The 15,712-nt window shown below is 63.0% G+C and carries 12 protein-coding genes; 2 read left to right on the top strand and 10 right to left on the bottom strand.

Annotated elements, in window-relative coordinates:
• Window positions 1-67: 67 nt before the first annotated feature.
• Entirely contained in the window at window positions 68-3,586 is a 3,519-nt protein-coding gene (locus tag IHE49_RS14425) for a PAS domain-containing hybrid sensor histidine kinase/response regulator (RefSeq protein WP_192159113.1), read from the bottom strand.
• Between the two features lie 74 nt (window positions 3,587-3,660).
• On the opposite strand from IHE49_RS14425, the gene IHE49_RS14420 reads away from it, so the two are divergent.
• Together IHE49_RS14420 and IHE49_RS14415 are read left to right on the top strand one after the other, a co-directional pair.
• The gene (locus IHE49_RS14420; protein ID WP_192159111.1) at window positions 3,661-4,305 is read left to right on the top strand and encodes a 4'-phosphopantetheinyl transferase superfamily protein; all 645 of its coding nucleotides are present in this window, start codon (window positions 3,661-3,663) and stop codon (window positions 4,303-4,305) included.
• A 43-nt stretch (window positions 4,306-4,348) separates the two neighbouring features.
• Window positions 4,349-5,092, top strand: a complete 744-nt coding sequence (locus tag IHE49_RS14415) for a pyridoxine 5'-phosphate synthase (RefSeq protein WP_192159109.1) — start codon at window positions 4,349-4,351, stop codon at window positions 5,090-5,092.
• Window positions 5,093-5,261: 169 nt separating this feature from the next.
• On the opposite strand, the gene IHE49_RS14410 is transcribed toward IHE49_RS14415, so the two are convergent.
• From IHE49_RS14410 to dnaA, 9 genes are all read right to left on the bottom strand, one after another.
• Complete coding sequence (locus IHE49_RS14410; RefSeq protein ID WP_192159107.1) at window positions 5,262-5,675, bottom strand: biopolymer transporter ExbD; 414 nt, start codon at window positions 5,673-5,675, stop codon at window positions 5,262-5,264.
• Window positions 5,676-5,681: 6 nt separating this feature from the next.
• A complete protein-coding gene (locus IHE49_RS14405; RefSeq protein ID WP_192159105.1) occupies window positions 5,682-6,104 on the bottom strand; it encodes a biopolymer transporter ExbD in 423 nt (140 codons plus the stop codon).
• Between the two features lie 11 nt (window positions 6,105-6,115).
• Window positions 6,116-6,862 carry a MotA/TolQ/ExbB proton channel family protein gene (locus IHE49_RS14400; protein WP_192159103.1) on the bottom strand — a complete coding sequence of 249 codons (747 nt, stop codon included), beginning with the start codon at window positions 6,860-6,862 and terminating at the stop codon, window positions 6,116-6,118.
• Between the two features lie 50 nt (window positions 6,863-6,912).
• Entirely contained in the window at window positions 6,913-7,575 is a 663-nt protein-coding gene (locus tag IHE49_RS14395; protein ID WP_192159101.1) for an energy transducer TonB, read from the bottom strand.
• Between the two features lie 198 nt (window positions 7,576-7,773).
• Entirely contained in the window at window positions 7,774-9,054 is a 1,281-nt protein-coding gene (locus tag IHE49_RS14390; RefSeq protein WP_192159100.1) for a tetratricopeptide repeat protein, read from the bottom strand.
• Window positions 9,055-9,269: 215 nt separating this feature from the next.
• Window positions 9,270-11,693 carry a DNA topoisomerase (ATP-hydrolyzing) subunit B gene (gene gyrB, locus IHE49_RS14385; protein ID WP_192159098.1) on the bottom strand — a complete coding sequence of 808 codons (2,424 nt, stop codon included), beginning with the start codon at window positions 11,691-11,693 and terminating at the stop codon, window positions 9,270-9,272.
• 72 nt (window positions 11,694-11,765) lie between these two features.
• Window positions 11,766-12,845: a DNA replication/repair protein RecF gene (gene recF, locus IHE49_RS14380; RefSeq protein ID WP_192159096.1), complete on the bottom strand. Its 1,080-nt coding sequence runs from the start codon at window positions 12,843-12,845 to the stop codon at window positions 11,766-11,768.
• Window positions 12,846-12,934: 89 nt separating this feature from the next.
• The gene (dnaN, locus tag IHE49_RS14375; RefSeq protein WP_192159094.1) at window positions 12,935-14,035 is read right to left on the bottom strand and encodes a DNA polymerase III subunit beta; all 1,101 of its coding nucleotides are present in this window, start codon (window positions 14,033-14,035) and stop codon (window positions 12,935-12,937) included.
• Window positions 14,036-14,287: 252 nt separating this feature from the next.
• Entirely contained in the window at window positions 14,288-15,628 is a 1,341-nt protein-coding gene (gene dnaA / locus IHE49_RS14370; RefSeq protein WP_192159092.1) for a chromosomal replication initiator protein DnaA, read from the bottom strand.
• Window positions 15,629-15,712: the final 84 nt, after the last annotated feature.

Genomic DNA, 15,712 nt, shown 5'->3' with positions numbered 1-15,712 from the left:
GTTCGCGTGGAGCAGTCGGGGCCACGCCAATCCAGGCATGCGTAGCCGCTCACCCAGGCTCGACGCGCTATTCGCACGTGCGTTGTACACGCTCGTGCGTCCACGCCGCCCTCTCCTGTTTCTTCACCAGCGCTGTCAGCAGCGCACGCAACGCTGCGGGTCTTACCGGTTTGTGCAACAACGGGTAGCCCAGTGCGCGGGCGCGCTGCTTGAGCTCGCTGCTGCCGTCGGCAGTGATGAGGGCGGCCGGAGGAAGTGAGACATGATTGGCACGCAGTTGTTGCAAGGCCTGCAGACCGTCGGTGTCGTCGGCAAGGTGGTAGTCGGCGAGTATGAGATCCACCGGCCCGCGCTCCAGCTCGACAGCCGCAGCGGCCGCATCGCGGGCGGTGCGACAATCCACGCCCCAACGGCTCAGCAGGATGCGCATGCCATCGAGGATGGCAATGTCGTCGTCGAGGCACAGCACCGTGAGCGGCAATTGCTCGTCGCCGCCGACGCCGCTGACACGGCGCACACCTTGCCGGCGCTCGGGTGCGGCGGCGGCGCGCGGTGTGACCACCGCGAAGCAGCTGCCATGGCCCGGGCGCGATTGCAGGTCGAGCCGATGATTGAGCATGGTCGCGATGCGATCGCAGATGGACAAGCCCAGGCCCAGGCCTTTCTCGCCCCAGGGTGAAGGCTGCTCCAGCCGCTGGAACTCGCCGAAGATACGCGCGCTCTGCTCGGCGGGAATGCCTGGGCCGCTGTCCCACACTTCGATTCGCACCTTGCCACTGTTGCGGCGGACACCCAGGAGCACGCCACCGTGATGGGTGTAGCGCAACGCATTGGAAAGGAAGTTCTGCAGCACACGGCGCAGCAACTGCGGATCGCTGCGTACCGCCAGCCGTGTGCGCGCCACGCGCAGGCGCAGGCCGCGCTGCTCGGCCAACGGGGCGAATTGGCTTTGCAGCGAATCGAACAGCTCCGCCAGCGCGAAATCGGCGATCTCCGGCCGATACGTTCCCGTGTCGAGGCGCGATGTGTCGAGCAAGGCATCGAGCAAGTCCTCGGCGGCACGGAAGGCTACGTCGATGCGTTCGGCGAGCTGGCGCGATTCCACGTCCAGCTGCGGTTGCTGGCGCAATGCGGAAGTGAACAGGCGCGCGGCATTGAGCGGTTGCAACAGGTCATGGCTGGCGGCGGCGAGGAAACGCGTTTTCGACGCATTGGCGGCTTCCGCGGTGCGCTGTGCCTGCGCCGTGGCGGCCAACGCTTCGCTCAGCTCCGCGGTGCGTTGATCCACGCGTTGTTCCAGTGTCTCGTTCGCCTCTATCAGTGCCTGCTCGGCTCGCTTGTACGCAGTGACATCCGTGTAAGTGGTGACATAGCCCCCGCCGGGAAGCGCGCTGCCGCGCATTTCTATGGTGCTGCCGTCGGCACGCACGCGCTGGAAGACATGCGGCGTGCCGGCGCGCAGGTGGGCGATGCGCTTGGCCACGTGGCCGCCCACCTCGCCGGGACCGCACTCGCCATGCTCGGCATTCCAGCGGATCAGGTCGGCCACCGGCACGCCCACGTAGACCATGCCGTCGGGGTAGCCGAACAACTCCAGATAGCGCCGGTTCCATGCCACCAGGCGCATGCCGGCATCGACCACGCTAATGCCCTGCGAGACGTTTTCCAGCGTCGAGGAGAGCAGTTCGCGGTTGAAACGCAGCTCCTGCGAAGCCTCGTCCATCAGCGCCATGGCCTCGGCGATGTCCAGGCCCGAGCCGGAGAGCATGCCCATCAGGATGCGCCGTGCGCTGGCTGCACCCACCGCGCCGGCAAGCAGGCGCTCGGTGTGCTGGATCAATGCACGATCCGCCGTTTCGCTGGGCTGCAGCGGACGACCGCGGCGCTCTTCATGTTCGGCGAAGGCGCGCTCGGTGCCACGCTGGCCCACGATGCGCGTGGCGATAGTGCGAAGGTCAGCCACCGCCACACGGCCGCGCCAGTCTCCCGCGCCATTGCGGCTGGCTGTATGCGGGGTGACGAAGAGCGCGGCATGCAGGCGCTCCTCCAGATTGGGGTGCCAGCGCAGCGAGACGAACACAAGGCAAGTCACGTTGGCCAGCAGCGACCACAGCGTGCCGTATAACAACGGGTCGTCGCTGCCCAGATGAAATGGCGCCAGCGAATGCCACCAGCCCGGGCCGGATGCGGTACTCCACTGCCATCCACTTGCGTGCAACATCGTCGGCAGCAACAAGGTACAGACCCATACTGCGAAACCCGCCACCAGGCCGGTGGCTACGCCGCGCTGACTTGCACCGCGCCAGTACAGTGCCGCCACAATGGCTGGCGCCAGTTGCGCCACTGCCGCGAAGGCGAGCAGGCCGGTCGCGGCGAGGTTTTCCGTATCGGCCACCGTGCGGTAATAGCCATAGGCCAGTATCGCCAGCACCACGATGGCCACGCGGCGCACCCGCAGCACCAGCCGCGAGACATCGCTCAGGCGCTCCAGTTGCAGGCGGCGCACGCGCAACAGCGCAGGCATCACCAGGTCGTTGCTTATCATCGTGGACAGCGCCACCGCCGACACGATCACCATGCCGGTGGCTGCGGAGAAGCCGCCCACGAAGGCCAGCATCGCCATGCCATGGCTGCCCAGTGCCAGCGGCAGGTTGAGCACCCACGCATCGGCCATTCCGTCGCGCACCGCAGGCAACGGCATGCCGGCCGCCACGATGGGCAACACCGCAAGAGTGATGGCCAGCATATAGAGCGGAAACATCCAGCGCGCACGATTGAGGTCGCGCGGGTCTTCGCACTCAACCACTCCGATCTGGAACTGCCGCGGCAGGCAGAACATGGCGAGCAACGCCAGCATGGTCTGCACCATGTAACTTGCCGACGACAAACCGTTGCCCGGATGCTGCGGCAACAGCTTCGCGCTTGCCGCCAGGCCCGGTCCGTGATGCAGGGCATACAGCGCAAGCGCCACAAACGCGACAAGCTTGATGAGTGATTCCAGCGCAATCGCCAGCATCATGCCGTGATGGTGTTCGGTGGCATCGATGCTGCGCGTGCCAAACAGGATGGCGAACGCCGCCAACAGCCCCGCACACCACAGCGCGGGGTCCGTCAGGACCGGATCGCGCAAATCCGGCGCACTGCCACCCAGCACCGCGAACGACATCGCCACTGCCTTCAACTGCAGCGCGATGTACGGCAGTACCGCCATGACTGCGATCGCGGCCACCAATGCGGCCAGCCCGTGCGACTTGCCGAAGCGCGCGCCGATGAAGTCGGCGATCGAGGTGATATTGCGCTGCTGCGCCACTTCTACCAGGCGGCGCAGCAGGCCGAAGCCGAACACGAACAGCAACACCGGGCCGAGGTAGATCGGCAGGTAACCCAAGCCATGTCGGGCCGCAGTGCCCACCGCGCCGTAGAACGTCCACGACGAGCAATACACCGCCAAGGCCAGCGCGTAGACGATGGGACGCAGGCGCGGCTGGCGCGGGTACAACGGCCGCCGGTCGCCCAGCCACGCCACGCCGTACAACACGCCCACGTACAGCAGCGCGACGAGCAGCAGCAGCCAGCCTGCAATCAAGCGCCCACCCCCACTCTTCGACAACGCAAACCGCCGGCTTGTGCGCGACGGCGTCTGTCCGCCAGCATGCGCGCATGCATGCCATCCACGGATTCCCACCTGCGAAAGTAGCAGAGCCTCTGCGGGCTGACGAGATTCACGTCTGGCGCCTGCATCGGCCCAAAGGCACGGGGCGGGACCCGCTGCTGTCCCTGCTCGCGCGCTACCTGGGTATAGAGGCAGCGAATGTCCGGCTGGCGGAGAACGAACATGGCCGCCCCAGACTGGATGCAAGGCATGGCGATGCGCTGGACTTCAACTGGTCGCACAGCGGCGAGCAGGCGCTGGTGGCGCTGGCGCGCGGGGTCGCCGTCGGCATCGACCTGGAGCAGCGGCGCAAGCGCGCCAATGCGCTGGCCATCGCGCGACGATTCTTCACCGCCGAAGAAGCCGATTGGCTGGACACCCTGGACGAGGAGGCGCAGCGCACGGCCTTTCTCGAACTTTGGACTGCGCGCGAGGCTGTGCTGAAGGCGCTGGGTCGCGGCATCGCATTCGGGCTGGATCGGCTTTCGTTCCGCCACGAAGCAAATGGACTTGTGCTGCAACAGCTCGATGGTGACGATCCCGCCGCGTGGCATTTGAGCAGTCTCGACATCGGTACCGACGCACTCGCCGCACTGGCCTGGCGCGGCGCGCCACGCCGCATCCGCACATTCGCGCTTGCCGACGACGAGTGATCGCGGCAGTGTTGTATTCCTTTCTCCATCGCAGATCGCCGGCATGACCCTGCTCAGCGTCAACCTCAACAAGATCGCCGTGTTGCGCAACTCGCGCGGCGGCACCGAGCCCGACATCTGCCGCGCGGCGCAGACCTGTATCGAGAACGGCTGTGGCGGCATCACGGTGCATCCCAGACCGGACATGCGCCATGTGCGTCCCGAGGACGTGCGCGCGCTGGCCGCGATGTTGCGCGGCCGGGTCGAATACAACATCGAAGGCAATCCCTTCGCACCACCGCGCGGCGGCTATCCGGGCCTTATCGCATTGGCGCGCGAAGTACGCCCCACGCAGGTGACGCTGGTTCCCGACGGCGACGGCCAGATCACCTCCGACCACGGCTTCGACCTGTCGAATGACCTTGAACGCCTGCGTCCACTGGTGGACGAACTCAACGCTATCGGCTGCCGCGTCAGCCTGTTCGTGGACAGCGGCCCACAGGATTTCGCGGCGGCAAAGGCCCTAGGTGTGCAACGCATCGAGATCTACACCGGCCCTTACGCCGAGGCATTCGCCGAAGGCGAGCCTGACGCCGTGCTCGCGGATTGCGCCGCCACCGCGCGGTTGGCACAGCAGGCGGGCTTGGCGGTGAACGCAGGCCACGATCTCAGCCAGGCCAACCTGGGGACGTTCAAGGCCGCAATCCCGGGCCTGGCCGAGGTATCGATCGGTCATGCGCTGATTGGCGAGGCACTCTACGAAGGCTTGGCCTCCACGGTGCGCAACTATCTGCAGATCCTGCGTTAAAGCTTCCGTCCCCGGAAAGCGGAACCTGCGCTCGATGGTGCTGCCGCTTCGCTTGGAACCAGGACATCCGTACGCGAGGTTCACTCGGCAGGCATCCGCTCATCCCGAAAACGCCAACCCCCGCACTGGGCGGGGGTTGGCGCGGGTAACGCTGGTTCCGGCAGCCGATTTACTGGCTGTCGCTGTCGGTGAATCCGATCTTGGTCAGGTTGTACTGCTTGGCGTCCGCCAGCACGGTAGCGACGTACTGGTAGGCGACGGTGTTGGCAGCCTTGATCTGGATTTCCGGCTGGTTGGTCTGCTGGGCGACCACCGCAAGCTGTGCCTTGAGACCCAGCTCATCGACCGGCGTGTCGTTCCAGTAGAACGCACCCGACTGGTCGATCTTGAGGTTGATCGGTTCCGGCGGATTGGTCGGCGGGATCTGGTTCGGGTTCGGCTGCGGCAAGTCGATCTTGATCTTCAGCAACGGAATCGGCGCGGTCACCATGAAGATGATCAGCAGCACCAGCATCACGTCGATCAACGGCGTGATGTTGATGTCGGCCATCGGGCCGCCCGTGGACTTGGTGGAGAAAGCCATGGTTCGTTACTCCTTCACCGGGGCGGACGTCATGAAGCCGACATGCACCATGCCCTGATCCTTGGCGTCACTGATGGCCTTGAACACCGTTTTCCACTGGATGCCCTTGTCGGCGCGAATCTGCAATTCCGGTTGCGGCGTCTTTTGCGCCGCCACCGCCAACTGCGACTTCAGCTGCGTTTCGCTGACCAACTGATCCTGCAGATACCACGTACCGTCTTCCTTGATGGCCAGATCTAGCGGCGGTGTCTCAATCTTAGCCTCATCGCTCTTGGGAGCCGCGACCGGCACCGTGACGGTGACCGTATGGGACATCAGCGGTGCCGTGATCATGAAGATGATCAGCAGCACCAGCATCACGTCAGCCAGTGGCGTGACGTTGATTTCCGAAACCGGACCGCCGGTATTGCCTCCGACGCTCATTGCCATGGATCAGACCCTCACTCGACGCGCGAACCAGTCGCGAAGAAGTCGTGCAGGTCGTGCGCGAATTCGTCGAAACGGGCGAAGATGACGCGGTTCGAACGGTTGAAGAAGTTGAACGCGAGCAGCGCAGGGATAGCGGTGAACAGACCGATGGCGGTCATGATCAGCGCTTCGCCCACGGGGCCGGCCACTGCGGTCATCGAAGCGTTGCCGCTGGCGGCGATGCCGATCAGGGCGTGGTAGATGCCCCACACGGTACCGAGCAGACCCACGAACGGAGCCGACGAACCGACGGTGGCGAGCAGGGTCTGGCCGCCTTCGAGGCGGAGGCTCTCACGAGCCACGGCCTGGCGCAGCGCGCGGTCGACGAACTCGGAGCGGCTCAGCGACTCGGCCAGGCCACCCTTGTTCGCCTGCTGGTGATGGGCCACCGCGGAAGCGGCGTCCAGCGCGATCTTCGAGAACGGCTCGCCCTTGGGCTGGGCTTCCAGCTCGCGGATGGCGTCCTGGGTGGAACTGTTGTTCCAGAAGCCACCGATGACCTTGTCGGCGCGGCCGCGCACCATCGAATTGCGGATGGCGTTGGCGATGATGAAATACCAGGACAGGAAGGACATCACCACGAGAGTGATGAACACCACCCAGCCCAGCCAGTCGAAGCCGTGGGCGAGGTTGGCGAAGCCCATCTGCTTCATGGCTTCGGCATTGGAGTTGCCAGCCACCTGGGCGGCATCGGTCGGTGCAGGAGTCTGTAGGAACATAACGCTACCCTTGGGAAGTCAAGCGTGAACTGTGGGGGCTGTAACGGAGATTACAGGTTGTTGAGATTGAAGGTGATCGGTACGCGTGCGTAACCCTCCACCTTCTGGCCGTTCTTGATCTCGGGATTGAAGCGCCACTTCTGTGCCGCTTCGATCGCGGCGCGATCAAGCTCGTGGTATCCGCTGGACTGGTCGACCTTGATGTCCTTCGGCGTACCATCGACGCCGACCAGGATCAACAGGGTCACCGTGCCTTCATGGCGCTGGCGAATGGCCTGTGGCGGATATCGCGGCTGCGGCCGGCTGCCATAGGACAGATCCGAACCTGCTGCGATGTCGCTCGGCGGCGCCGGCGGTGCCGGAGGAGCAGGCGGCGGTGCCGGAGTCGCATTCTGCGACACCTCTTGCACCGGCGGCGGCGGAGTCGGCGGCGGCGGATTCGGCGGCGGAACCACCTGCTTGATGATCTTCGGCGGCGGCTGCTTCGGCGGCTCCGGCGGCGGCGGCGGCGGTGGCGGCGGCGGCGGCGGCGGTTCGATGAAGTTCACCTGCACGATCTGTTCTTTCTTCTCGTGCTTCTGGCCCGGAGGCGCCATGGGCGCGAGCAGGATAAGAAACGCGAAGGCGTGCAGACCAATGGCAAACGCCAACGCTAGGGTTCGTTTCCAACTGAACCCCTCTTCGCGTTCTGTGTCTTCGGTACTAGAGGCCATCTGTCACTATCTGGAGCTGGGAACGGAGAAAGCGTCGCCGCAGGCTCGGTGTGTTCCGTCTGGCATATGGACGAAACACGCCGCTGGGGTTACGCAGGGAAGGTTTCAACGGTACAACAGCATCTGGCTTTTGTATAGCGCTAACGTGGCGTTCAGATGGACGTCCATCTGCGACGCTTTACTACTTTAGTCTGACAATTACTTGCCGGACTTTTTCAGCCACTCCTGTGCCTTGTCCGCCGTTTCAGGATCCAGTGCAGCCTGCTTCACAGCAGCGACCGCACCAGCCTTGTCCTTGAGCTGGCGATCCGACTCGCCAAGCATCATGTAGGCGTGGCCTTTGTGCTTGACGCCTTTGGCGATGGCCTGGGTAAGGTACTTCTTGGCGTCGGAGAACTTCTGTTCCTGGAAATAGGCACCGCCCAGCGCCATGTCCACCTCGCCGTCGGTGGCCAGCGGCGAAGCTTTCTGGTAATAGCCGATCGCCTTGACATCGTCATCGCCGATCATGGCGGCGTCGCCGGCAAGCTTGTAGTTGTCCGCGCTGGGCTTGATGGCGCCCTTGGCTACGCCGTCGTCGAAGGCTGCCAACGCCTTGGCACTGCCGGCCTTGGTATCGCCGCCACCGTTCTGTGCCTGCATCAGGTAAGCCTTGACCAGAAGGATCCAGTCGGCTTCGTCCTTCAGGGCACCGTTGGCACGGCCTTCTTCCAGGATTTTGATAGCACCAGCGTAATCTTGCTGCTGCAAAAGAATGGTGCTGGCGTTGTGCAGCATGCTGCTGTCGGAGGGGTTCTTCTCGTATTCGGACTGCGCCATCTTGGACGCTTCAGCCCCCTGGCCGGATTCGGCATAACTGGACATCAGGACCTGATTCCACGAATCCTTCGGCTTGTCGGTCAGCGACTTGGCTTTCTGGATGGCTGCGATCGCTTCCGGATACTTTTGGAGGTAGTAGTAGTCCACGCCCTCCAAGCCATAGGAGTCGGCTGTTTCCGACTTGCCCTCGGTGCGCCATTTGGCGATCGTGTCCAGCGAAGCCTGGTACTGCTGGTCACCGGCATACATCTGGGCCAGCGTGAGCATTTCCTGGAAATAGGTGTCATTCGGCAGCACGCCGATATCCAGCGAACGCTTGGACTGGTCGATGGCAGCCTTCACGTCGCCATTCTTGAACGAGACGTTGGCCATCAGGTAAAGGGCAAACGCCTGAGCGTATTTGCTGTCGCTCTTGTCGATGATCGGCTGGAGAACCTGCGTCGCCTTGGCGGAATCGCCACTGTTCACCGCGGCGACACCGTCGTTGAGCGCCTTCTGATCCTTTTCGCTCTTCAGATCGAGCTTCGGCTCAGCACGCGTGGCGTTGGGGTAAGCCGAGGTCTGCTTCTTCGAAGAATCGTCTGCATGGGCAGGCATGGTGGCGGTGGTGAACGCCAGCGCGGCGCCGACCAGCAGCGTGAACAGGGGCGTGTGCTTCATGACGATCCTCGGTGTGTCCGGAGTTTTTTACGCGATACATCTGCGCAGGGGATCATGGAGACTACCCTGATCGATGTAAGAATGACAAGCTGCAGCGCGACAACGAAATCCATTCGAAATCAATGGTTTGCGCGGAACAACTCCGTACTCCGACGCATTGTTGACAGATCGGATGAGCAAGCTGGCGCGGTTCGCAGAACCGCACCAGCAGAACTTCAAATGTCGAGGTTGGCGACCTTGAGCGCATTCGCCTCGATGAAGTCGCGGCGCGGCTCCACCGCTTCGCCCATCAACATGGAAAACATCTGGTCGGCGGCGAAGGCATCCTCGACTCCCACCTGCAGCATGCGACGCGTCTCGGGGTTCACCGTGGTTTCCCATAGCTGCTCGGGATTCATTTCGCCCAGGCCCTTGAAGCGCTGGATGGTACGACCCTTCTTCGCTTCGTCCAGCAACCAGCTGCGCACATCGGCGAAACGGATAACGCCGCGTGAGGCGTTGCCGCGACGGGCCACGGCCTCGGCCTGGATCAGACCGGCCAGCTGTTGACTCACGTGCAGGATGGGGCGGAACTCGGCGCCGGCAAAGAACGGTTGCGGCAACAGCAGGGTATGGCTGAGGCCGTGCTGTTCACGCACCACCTCGATGGCTGCCGGCTGCTCGCCCTGCGCGGAGCGCAACGACAGCCTGTAGCGCGGCTTGCCCAGTCCGCTGGCGGCGAGGCGGGCTGCGATGCCGTCAAGCCATACTTGCATCGCCAAGGCGTCGGTCCACAGTTCCGGTGTGATCGGCGAGTGCTCCAGCAGCGCCGACAACACGCTGGTGTCGAAGCGGTGGCCGAGGCGTTCGATCTGATCCAGCGCGGTCTGGTAGTCGCGCAGCAGCTTTTCCAGCGCTTCGCCGGTAATGGGAGGCGCGGCCGGATCCGCGACCAACTCGGCGTTGTCCACTGCGTTGGAGATCAGGTAGGCGTTGAGTGCCGCATCGTCCTTGAGATACAGCTCCTGCTTGCCCTGCTTCAGCTTGTACAGCGGCGGCAGGCCGATATAGACGTGGCCGCGCTCGATCAGCTCGGGCATCTGGCGGTAGAAGAAGGTGAGCAGCAGGGTGCGGATGTGCGAGCCGTCCACGTCCGCGTCGGTCATGATGACGATACGGTGGTAGCGCAGCTTGTCGGGGTTGTAGTCCTCCTTGCCGATACCGGTGCCGAGCGCGGTGATAAGCGTTCCGACTTCGGCGGAAGACAGCATCTTGTCGAAACGGGCCTTCTCCACATTGAGGATCTTGCCCTTGAGCGGCAGCACAGCCTGGGTCTTGCGGTTGCGCCCCTGTTTGGCCGAGCCACCGGCGGAGTCACCCTCGACCAGGAACAGTTCGCACAGCGCAGGATCCTTTTCCTGGCAGTCGGCGAGCTTGCCGGGCAGGCCGGCGATGTCCAGCGCACCCTTGCGGCGAGTCATTTCACGCGCCTTGCGGGCGGCCTCGCGCGCTCGCGCGGCGTCCACCACCTTGGAAGCGATGGCCCTGGCTTCGTTGGGGTGCTCCAGCAGGAATTCGCTGAGCTTTTCGTAGACCGCCTGCTCCACCACCGTCTTCACCTCGGACGAAACCAGCTTGTCCTTGGTCTGCGAAGAGAACTGCGGGCCGGGCACCTTCACCGAGAGCACGGCGATCATGCCTTCGCGCATGTCGTCGCCGGAAAGCGCGACCTTGGCGTTCTTGGCCAATCCTTCCTTCTCGATGTAGCCAGTGAGTGCGCGGGTAAGCGCTATGCGGAAGCCGGTGAGATGGGTGCCGCCGTCGCGCTGCGGGATATTGTTGGTGAAGCAGAACATCGCCTCGTTGTACGAGTCGGTCCACTGCACCGCCACTTCCACGCTGATCTTGTCCTGCTGGGCGAACAGGCTGATCACATTCGGGTGCAGTGCCGTCTTGAGCTGGGCAAGGTGCTGCACGAAGGAGCGGATGCCGCCTTCATACACGAAAGTATCGTGCCGCCCTTCCCCCCGTTCATCGCGCAGCTCGATGCGGACCCCGGAATTGAGGAAGGCCAGCTCGCGCAGGCGCCGGGCCAGCACGTCGTAATGGAACTCGGTCAGCTTGAAGATCTGCGGGCTGGGCATGAAGCGCACGGTGGTGCCGCGCTTGTCCGAAGGCCCCACTTCCTTCAACGGATATTGCGGCTCGCCCAGCGCGTATTCCTGCTGGTACTCGTGACCATCGCGGCAAATGGTGAGCCAAAGATGGTCGCTGAGCGCATTCACCACCGACACACCCACGCCGTGCAGGCCGCCCGAGATCTTGTCGTCGTCGAACTTGCCGCCGGCGTGCAACACGGTCATCACCACCTCGGCGGTGGAGCGCCCTTCTTCCGGGTGCGTGTCCACCGGAATGCCGCGACCGTTATCGGTGACGCTCACCGAGCCATCTTCGAGGATGGTCACGGTCACATGGTCGCAGAAGCCCGCCAAGGCTTCGTCAATGGAATTGTCCACCACCTCAAACACCATGTGGTGCAGGCCAGTGCCGTCACCCACATCGCCGATGTACATGCCTGGGCGCTTGCGGACCGCCTCCAGGCCTTTCAGCACCTTGATGTTGCTGGAGTCGTACTGCGATTCGTTGGTGGGTTCGTTCATGCGGCTACCGGTTCCTATGCCTGCGCAGGCGTGGACGGCAGGCAAGCTGCCGTTCCTGCGGGGAATTGTCGATTATAGCAGGGGTGTCAGTTGACCCTGTTCCACGTGAAACATGCGATGCGGAAACCCGCGCAAGGGCTCGGGCAAGCCGGTACCCGTCACCAGAACCTGCGCGCCACTTTCGGCGAGCTGGCCGATCACAGCTCTCTGATGTGCGTCATCGAGTTCGGAGGCGAGATCGTCAAGGCAAATGATGGGCCAGTCGCCATGTTGGTCGGCATAAAGCCGCGCCTGCGCCAGCATGCAACCCAGAGCCGCAAGCTTTTCCTGGCCCCGGGAAAGATGCTCCCGTTGCGGTGCCTGCTCGAAGGCCAGCGACCAATCCGCCCGATGTGCCCCTAGACCAGTGTGGCCACGGGCTAGATCCCTACCCCGCTGAGCTTCCAGCTGTTCGCGAAGACTCTTCTCATCCGACCATCCGCGTCGGTAGCGCAAATCCGGTTCGCCAAGCTCAGGAAGCAAAGCGGCCACGCAGGCATGCAGATGAGGACGCAGTTGCTCCAGGTATTCCCGACGATGGTGGTCCAACCAATCCGCCAGCGTGGCAAGTTCGGTTTCCCACGGGGTATACAACGACGAACTGAGCTCGATTCCGGTGCGCAACAAACTATTGCGTTGCTTCAAGGCACGTTGGTAGCGACGCCACGTTTCCAGGAACGCACGTTCCACGTGAAACACACCCCAATCAAGGAAGCGTCGCCGTTCTTCGGCTGCACCAGCGATCAAGGCGTGAGAACCGGGCTCAAAACAAGCCACTGCACATTCGGCGATCAGCTCGCCCAGGTTCACGCTTTCGCCTTCCATGCGTGCTTCCCAACGCGAAGCCTCGCGCCCCAGGCCCAAACGCATCAGACGATCTTCCGCCTGGCGTAGTTCGGCGAATACGAACAGGCGCGACGCGCCGCGTGCCAGCAAAGCCTCCCGCGCCCCGCTTCGGAACGAGCGAGCATGCGACAACAGAAAAACCGCTTCCAACACGCTGGTCTTGCCAGCTCCATTGGCACCCACGAAGACATTGATGCCAGGCGCCAGCCCTAGATCGGCGTTATTCAGGCAGCGAAGGTTCTGGATGCGCAGGCGATCCAGCCTCATCTCGACTGTCGTCCAAAGCAAGAACGCCGGAGCGTCTGGCGACGGCTCCGGCGTTGCTTGATGTCACGATACTTGCCGAAAGGCATGTGTCAGAGGCGCAAGGGCATGATGACGTGGCGGGCCTGCTCGCTATCGTGCTCTTGCACGAGACAGCTGGACTGCGCATCGCGCAGGCTCAACCGGGCCTGTTCGCCACGCAGTGCGGAAAGCGCATCCAGCAGGTAACCCACGTTGAAACCCACAGCCAGGTCGGAGACATGGGTGTCGGCTTCCACTTCTTCCACGGCCTCTTCCTGTTCGGGGTTGTGCGCAACTATGCGCAGCTTGCCCGGCGACAGCTCCAGCTTCACGCCCCTGTATTTTTCATTCGAAAGAATCGCCGCACGTTGCAGGGCACCACGCAACACTTCCCGATCAAGCGTCGCGGTCTTGTCGGCACCCAGCGGAATCACCGCCTCGTAATCGGGGAAGCGACCGTCGATCAGTTTGGATGTGAAGGTCACTCCACCGCGTCGCACGCGCAGGTGGTTGCGACCGAATTCCAGCTCCACCGTGCCTTCGCCTGGCTCCAGCAGTCCGATCAACTCGTTCACGCCTTTGCGCGGAATGATGATCTGCCTACGCGCTTTCACCGTGGTCGCCAGGCTTGTTTCCTTCATGGCGAGTCGATGTCCGTCAGTCGCCACGCAACGCAGGCTGTGTTCCTGCAGATCCAGCAACATGCCATTCAAGTAATAGCGAACGTCCTGGTTCGCCATGGCGAACGCAGTGCGCTCCATCAGGTCGCGCAAGGCTTCTTCCGGCAGGCTGACCTTTTCCACCAATTCAATCGAATCGATGGTGGGGAATTCGCTTGCGGGCAAGGTCGTCAGCGTGAAGCGGCTGCGACCGGCACTCAGGGCAACACGGTCGCCATTGAGCTTCAGCTCGACGTTGGCTCCATCCGGAAGCGCACGGACGATGTCGAAGAATTTGCGTGCAGGTATGGTTATTTCACCTTCGACCAGCTTGTCAGCTGTCGAAGTGGCAATCATCTCCACTTCCAGATCGGTTCCGGTCAGCGAGAGTTGGCCATCGACGACTTTCACCAGCAGGTTGGCCAGTACCGGCAGAGTCTGGCGGCGTTCCACCACGCCCACGACCTGTTGCAGTGGCTTGAGCAGAGCTTCTCGTTGGATGCTGAATTGCATGTCGGCGCGACCCCTATGCCTGCTGTTCTGTCTTTAAGAGAAAGTTGGTAGTTGCTGTAGACGGCGTGGATAACTTTTTTCTGCCGTTTATCTTTTTTGAATCAATCGCTTGGCAACAAATATGGGTGTGCGGAAAGCAGTGCCTTCGACGTGGGCGGTTTGTGGATAACTTTACCGCCTCGCCTGTCCACGCATTATCCACAGCTTCCCATGCAGCTTATCAAGAACTTGTGCTTCAGCCTGCGAAAATACTCAACCGGTAAGGATGCGGATCAGCTGTTCCCAGTCCTGACGCATGCGGGGATCGCCTTCGCACAGCTTCTTGATGGTGCGGCAGGCGTGCAAAACCGTAGTGTGGTCGCGTCCGCCGAAGGCGTCGCCGATCTCGGGCAAGCTGTGGTCGGTCAGTTCCTTGGACAACGCCATCGCGATCTGTCGCGGACGCGCCAACGAACGTACACGGCGCGTGGAGAGCAGATCCTGCAGGCGGATGTTGAAGTACTCGGCCACCACCTTCTGGATGTTCGGCACCGTCACTGCTTGCGCGTGAGTGGCCAGCAGGTCGCGCAGGGTCTCCTCGGCGAAGTCCGTGGTGATCGGCTTGCCGTAGAAATTCGCCCGCGCCGCCAGCGTGTTCAGCGCGCCCTCGAGGTCGCGCACGTTGGAGCGGATACGTTTGGCCAGCAGCATCGCCACGTGCTCGTCCACCGCCACGCCCTTGTCGTGCGCCTTGGAAAGCAGGATCGCCGCGCGCGTCTCGAAATCCGGCGGCTCGATCGCCACGGAAAGACCCCAGCCCAGGCGCGACTTAAGGCGCGGCTCCAGCTTGTCCACTTCCTTGGGATAGCGGTCGCAGGTAAGGATGATCTGCTGCTTGGACTCGAACAGTGCGTTGAAGGTGTGGAAAAACTCTTCCTGCGTGGTGTCCTTGCCGGCGAAGAATTGGATGTCGTCGATCAAGAGGGCATCCACGGAGCGGAACCGCAGCTTGAACTGGTCCATGCTCTTGGTGCGCAACGCTTCGATCATCGCGCCCACGAACTGTTCCGAGCGCAGGTACAGCACCTTGCAGTTCGGATTGTTCTGCCGCATCAGGTTGCCCGCGGCATGCATCAGGTGGGTCTTGCCGAGGCCGGTGCCGCCGTACAGCAGCAGCGGGTTGTAGGCGCGGCCGGGGTTCTGCGCCACCTGCATCGCGGCGGCCTTGCCCAGCTGGTTGGACTTGCCCTCGACGAAGGTCTCGAAGGTGTAGTGCGGGTCGAGGTTGTGGTTGAAGGCTGGCGTCTGCGCCTGAATCGACTCGATCGCCCCGCTGGCAGCAGGTTTGATGGCCGGCTTGGCCGGATTGTGTGGGGTGCTAGAGCCGACATCCAGTCGCACCGGCAAGTCGCGACCGGCGAGTTGGGCCAGCAAGGTGCTGATTTGCGGCAGGTAGCGCGCGCGCACCGTTTCCAGGGTGTAGGAGTTGGGTGCAAAAAGCGCCAGTCCGGTTTCGTCCTCGCGGGCCTGCAACGGCATCAGCCAGGTGTGCAGATCCTCGGCGCTCAACTCGCCTTCCAGACGCCCAAGGCAGCGCCGCCACAACTCACTCATGAAGTCTCTCGTCCACAGGCAGGGGCGCTTGCGCGCAGGGTGGATCGACAAGTCTAGCAGCAGGCTTCGGTGCGTCATCCCCAA

This window comes from Rhodanobacter sp. 7MK24 (assembly GCF_014842995.1).
In the GTDB taxonomy this organism is placed as follows: domain Bacteria; phylum Pseudomonadota; class Gammaproteobacteria; order Xanthomonadales; family Rhodanobacteraceae; genus Rhodanobacter_A.
Note: the sequence above shows the minus strand (reverse complement) of the source record. Positions and strands in the feature narration are given on the sequence as shown.

What these genes read in the sequence shown, in the direction of transcription:
- IHE49_RS14410 (WP_192159107.1), bottom strand. Translation starts at nt 5,675, where the DNA reads ATGGCTTTCTCCACCAAGTCCACGGGCGGCCCGATGGCCGACATCAAC.
- IHE49_RS14395 (WP_192159101.1), bottom strand. Translation starts at nt 7,575, where the DNA reads ATGGCCTCTAGTACCGAAGACACAGAACGCGAAGAGGGGTTCAGTTGG.
- IHE49_RS14415 (WP_192159109.1), top strand. Translation starts at nt 4,349, where the DNA reads ATGACCCTGCTCAGCGTCAACCTCAACAAGATCGCCGTGTTGCGCAAC.
- IHE49_RS14405 (WP_192159105.1), bottom strand. Translation starts at nt 6,104, where the DNA reads ATGGCAATGAGCGTCGGAGGCAATACCGGCGGTCCGGTTTCGGAAATC.
- dnaN (WP_192159094.1), bottom strand. Translation starts at nt 14,035, where the DNA reads ATGCAATTCAGCATCCAACGAGAAGCTCTGCTCAAGCCACTGCAACAG.
- recF (WP_192159096.1), bottom strand. Translation starts at nt 12,845, where the DNA reads ATGAGGCTGGATCGCCTGCGCATCCAGAACCTTCGCTGCCTGAATAAC.
- IHE49_RS14400 (WP_192159103.1), bottom strand. Translation starts at nt 6,862, where the DNA reads ATGTTCCTACAGACTCCTGCACCGACCGATGCCGCCCAGGTGGCTGGC.
- gyrB (WP_192159098.1), bottom strand. Translation starts at nt 11,693, where the DNA reads ATGAACGAACCCACCAACGAATCGCAGTACGACTCCAGCAACATCAAG.
- IHE49_RS14420 (WP_192159111.1), top strand. Translation starts at nt 3,661, where the DNA reads ATGCATGCCATCCACGGATTCCCACCTGCGAAAGTAGCAGAGCCTCTG.
- dnaA (WP_192159092.1), bottom strand. Translation starts at nt 15,628, where the DNA reads ATGAGTGAGTTGTGGCGGCGCTGCCTTGGGCGTCTGGAAGGCGAGTTG.
- IHE49_RS14390 (WP_192159100.1), bottom strand. Translation starts at nt 9,054, where the DNA reads ATGAAGCACACGCCCCTGTTCACGCTGCTGGTCGGCGCCGCGCTGGCG.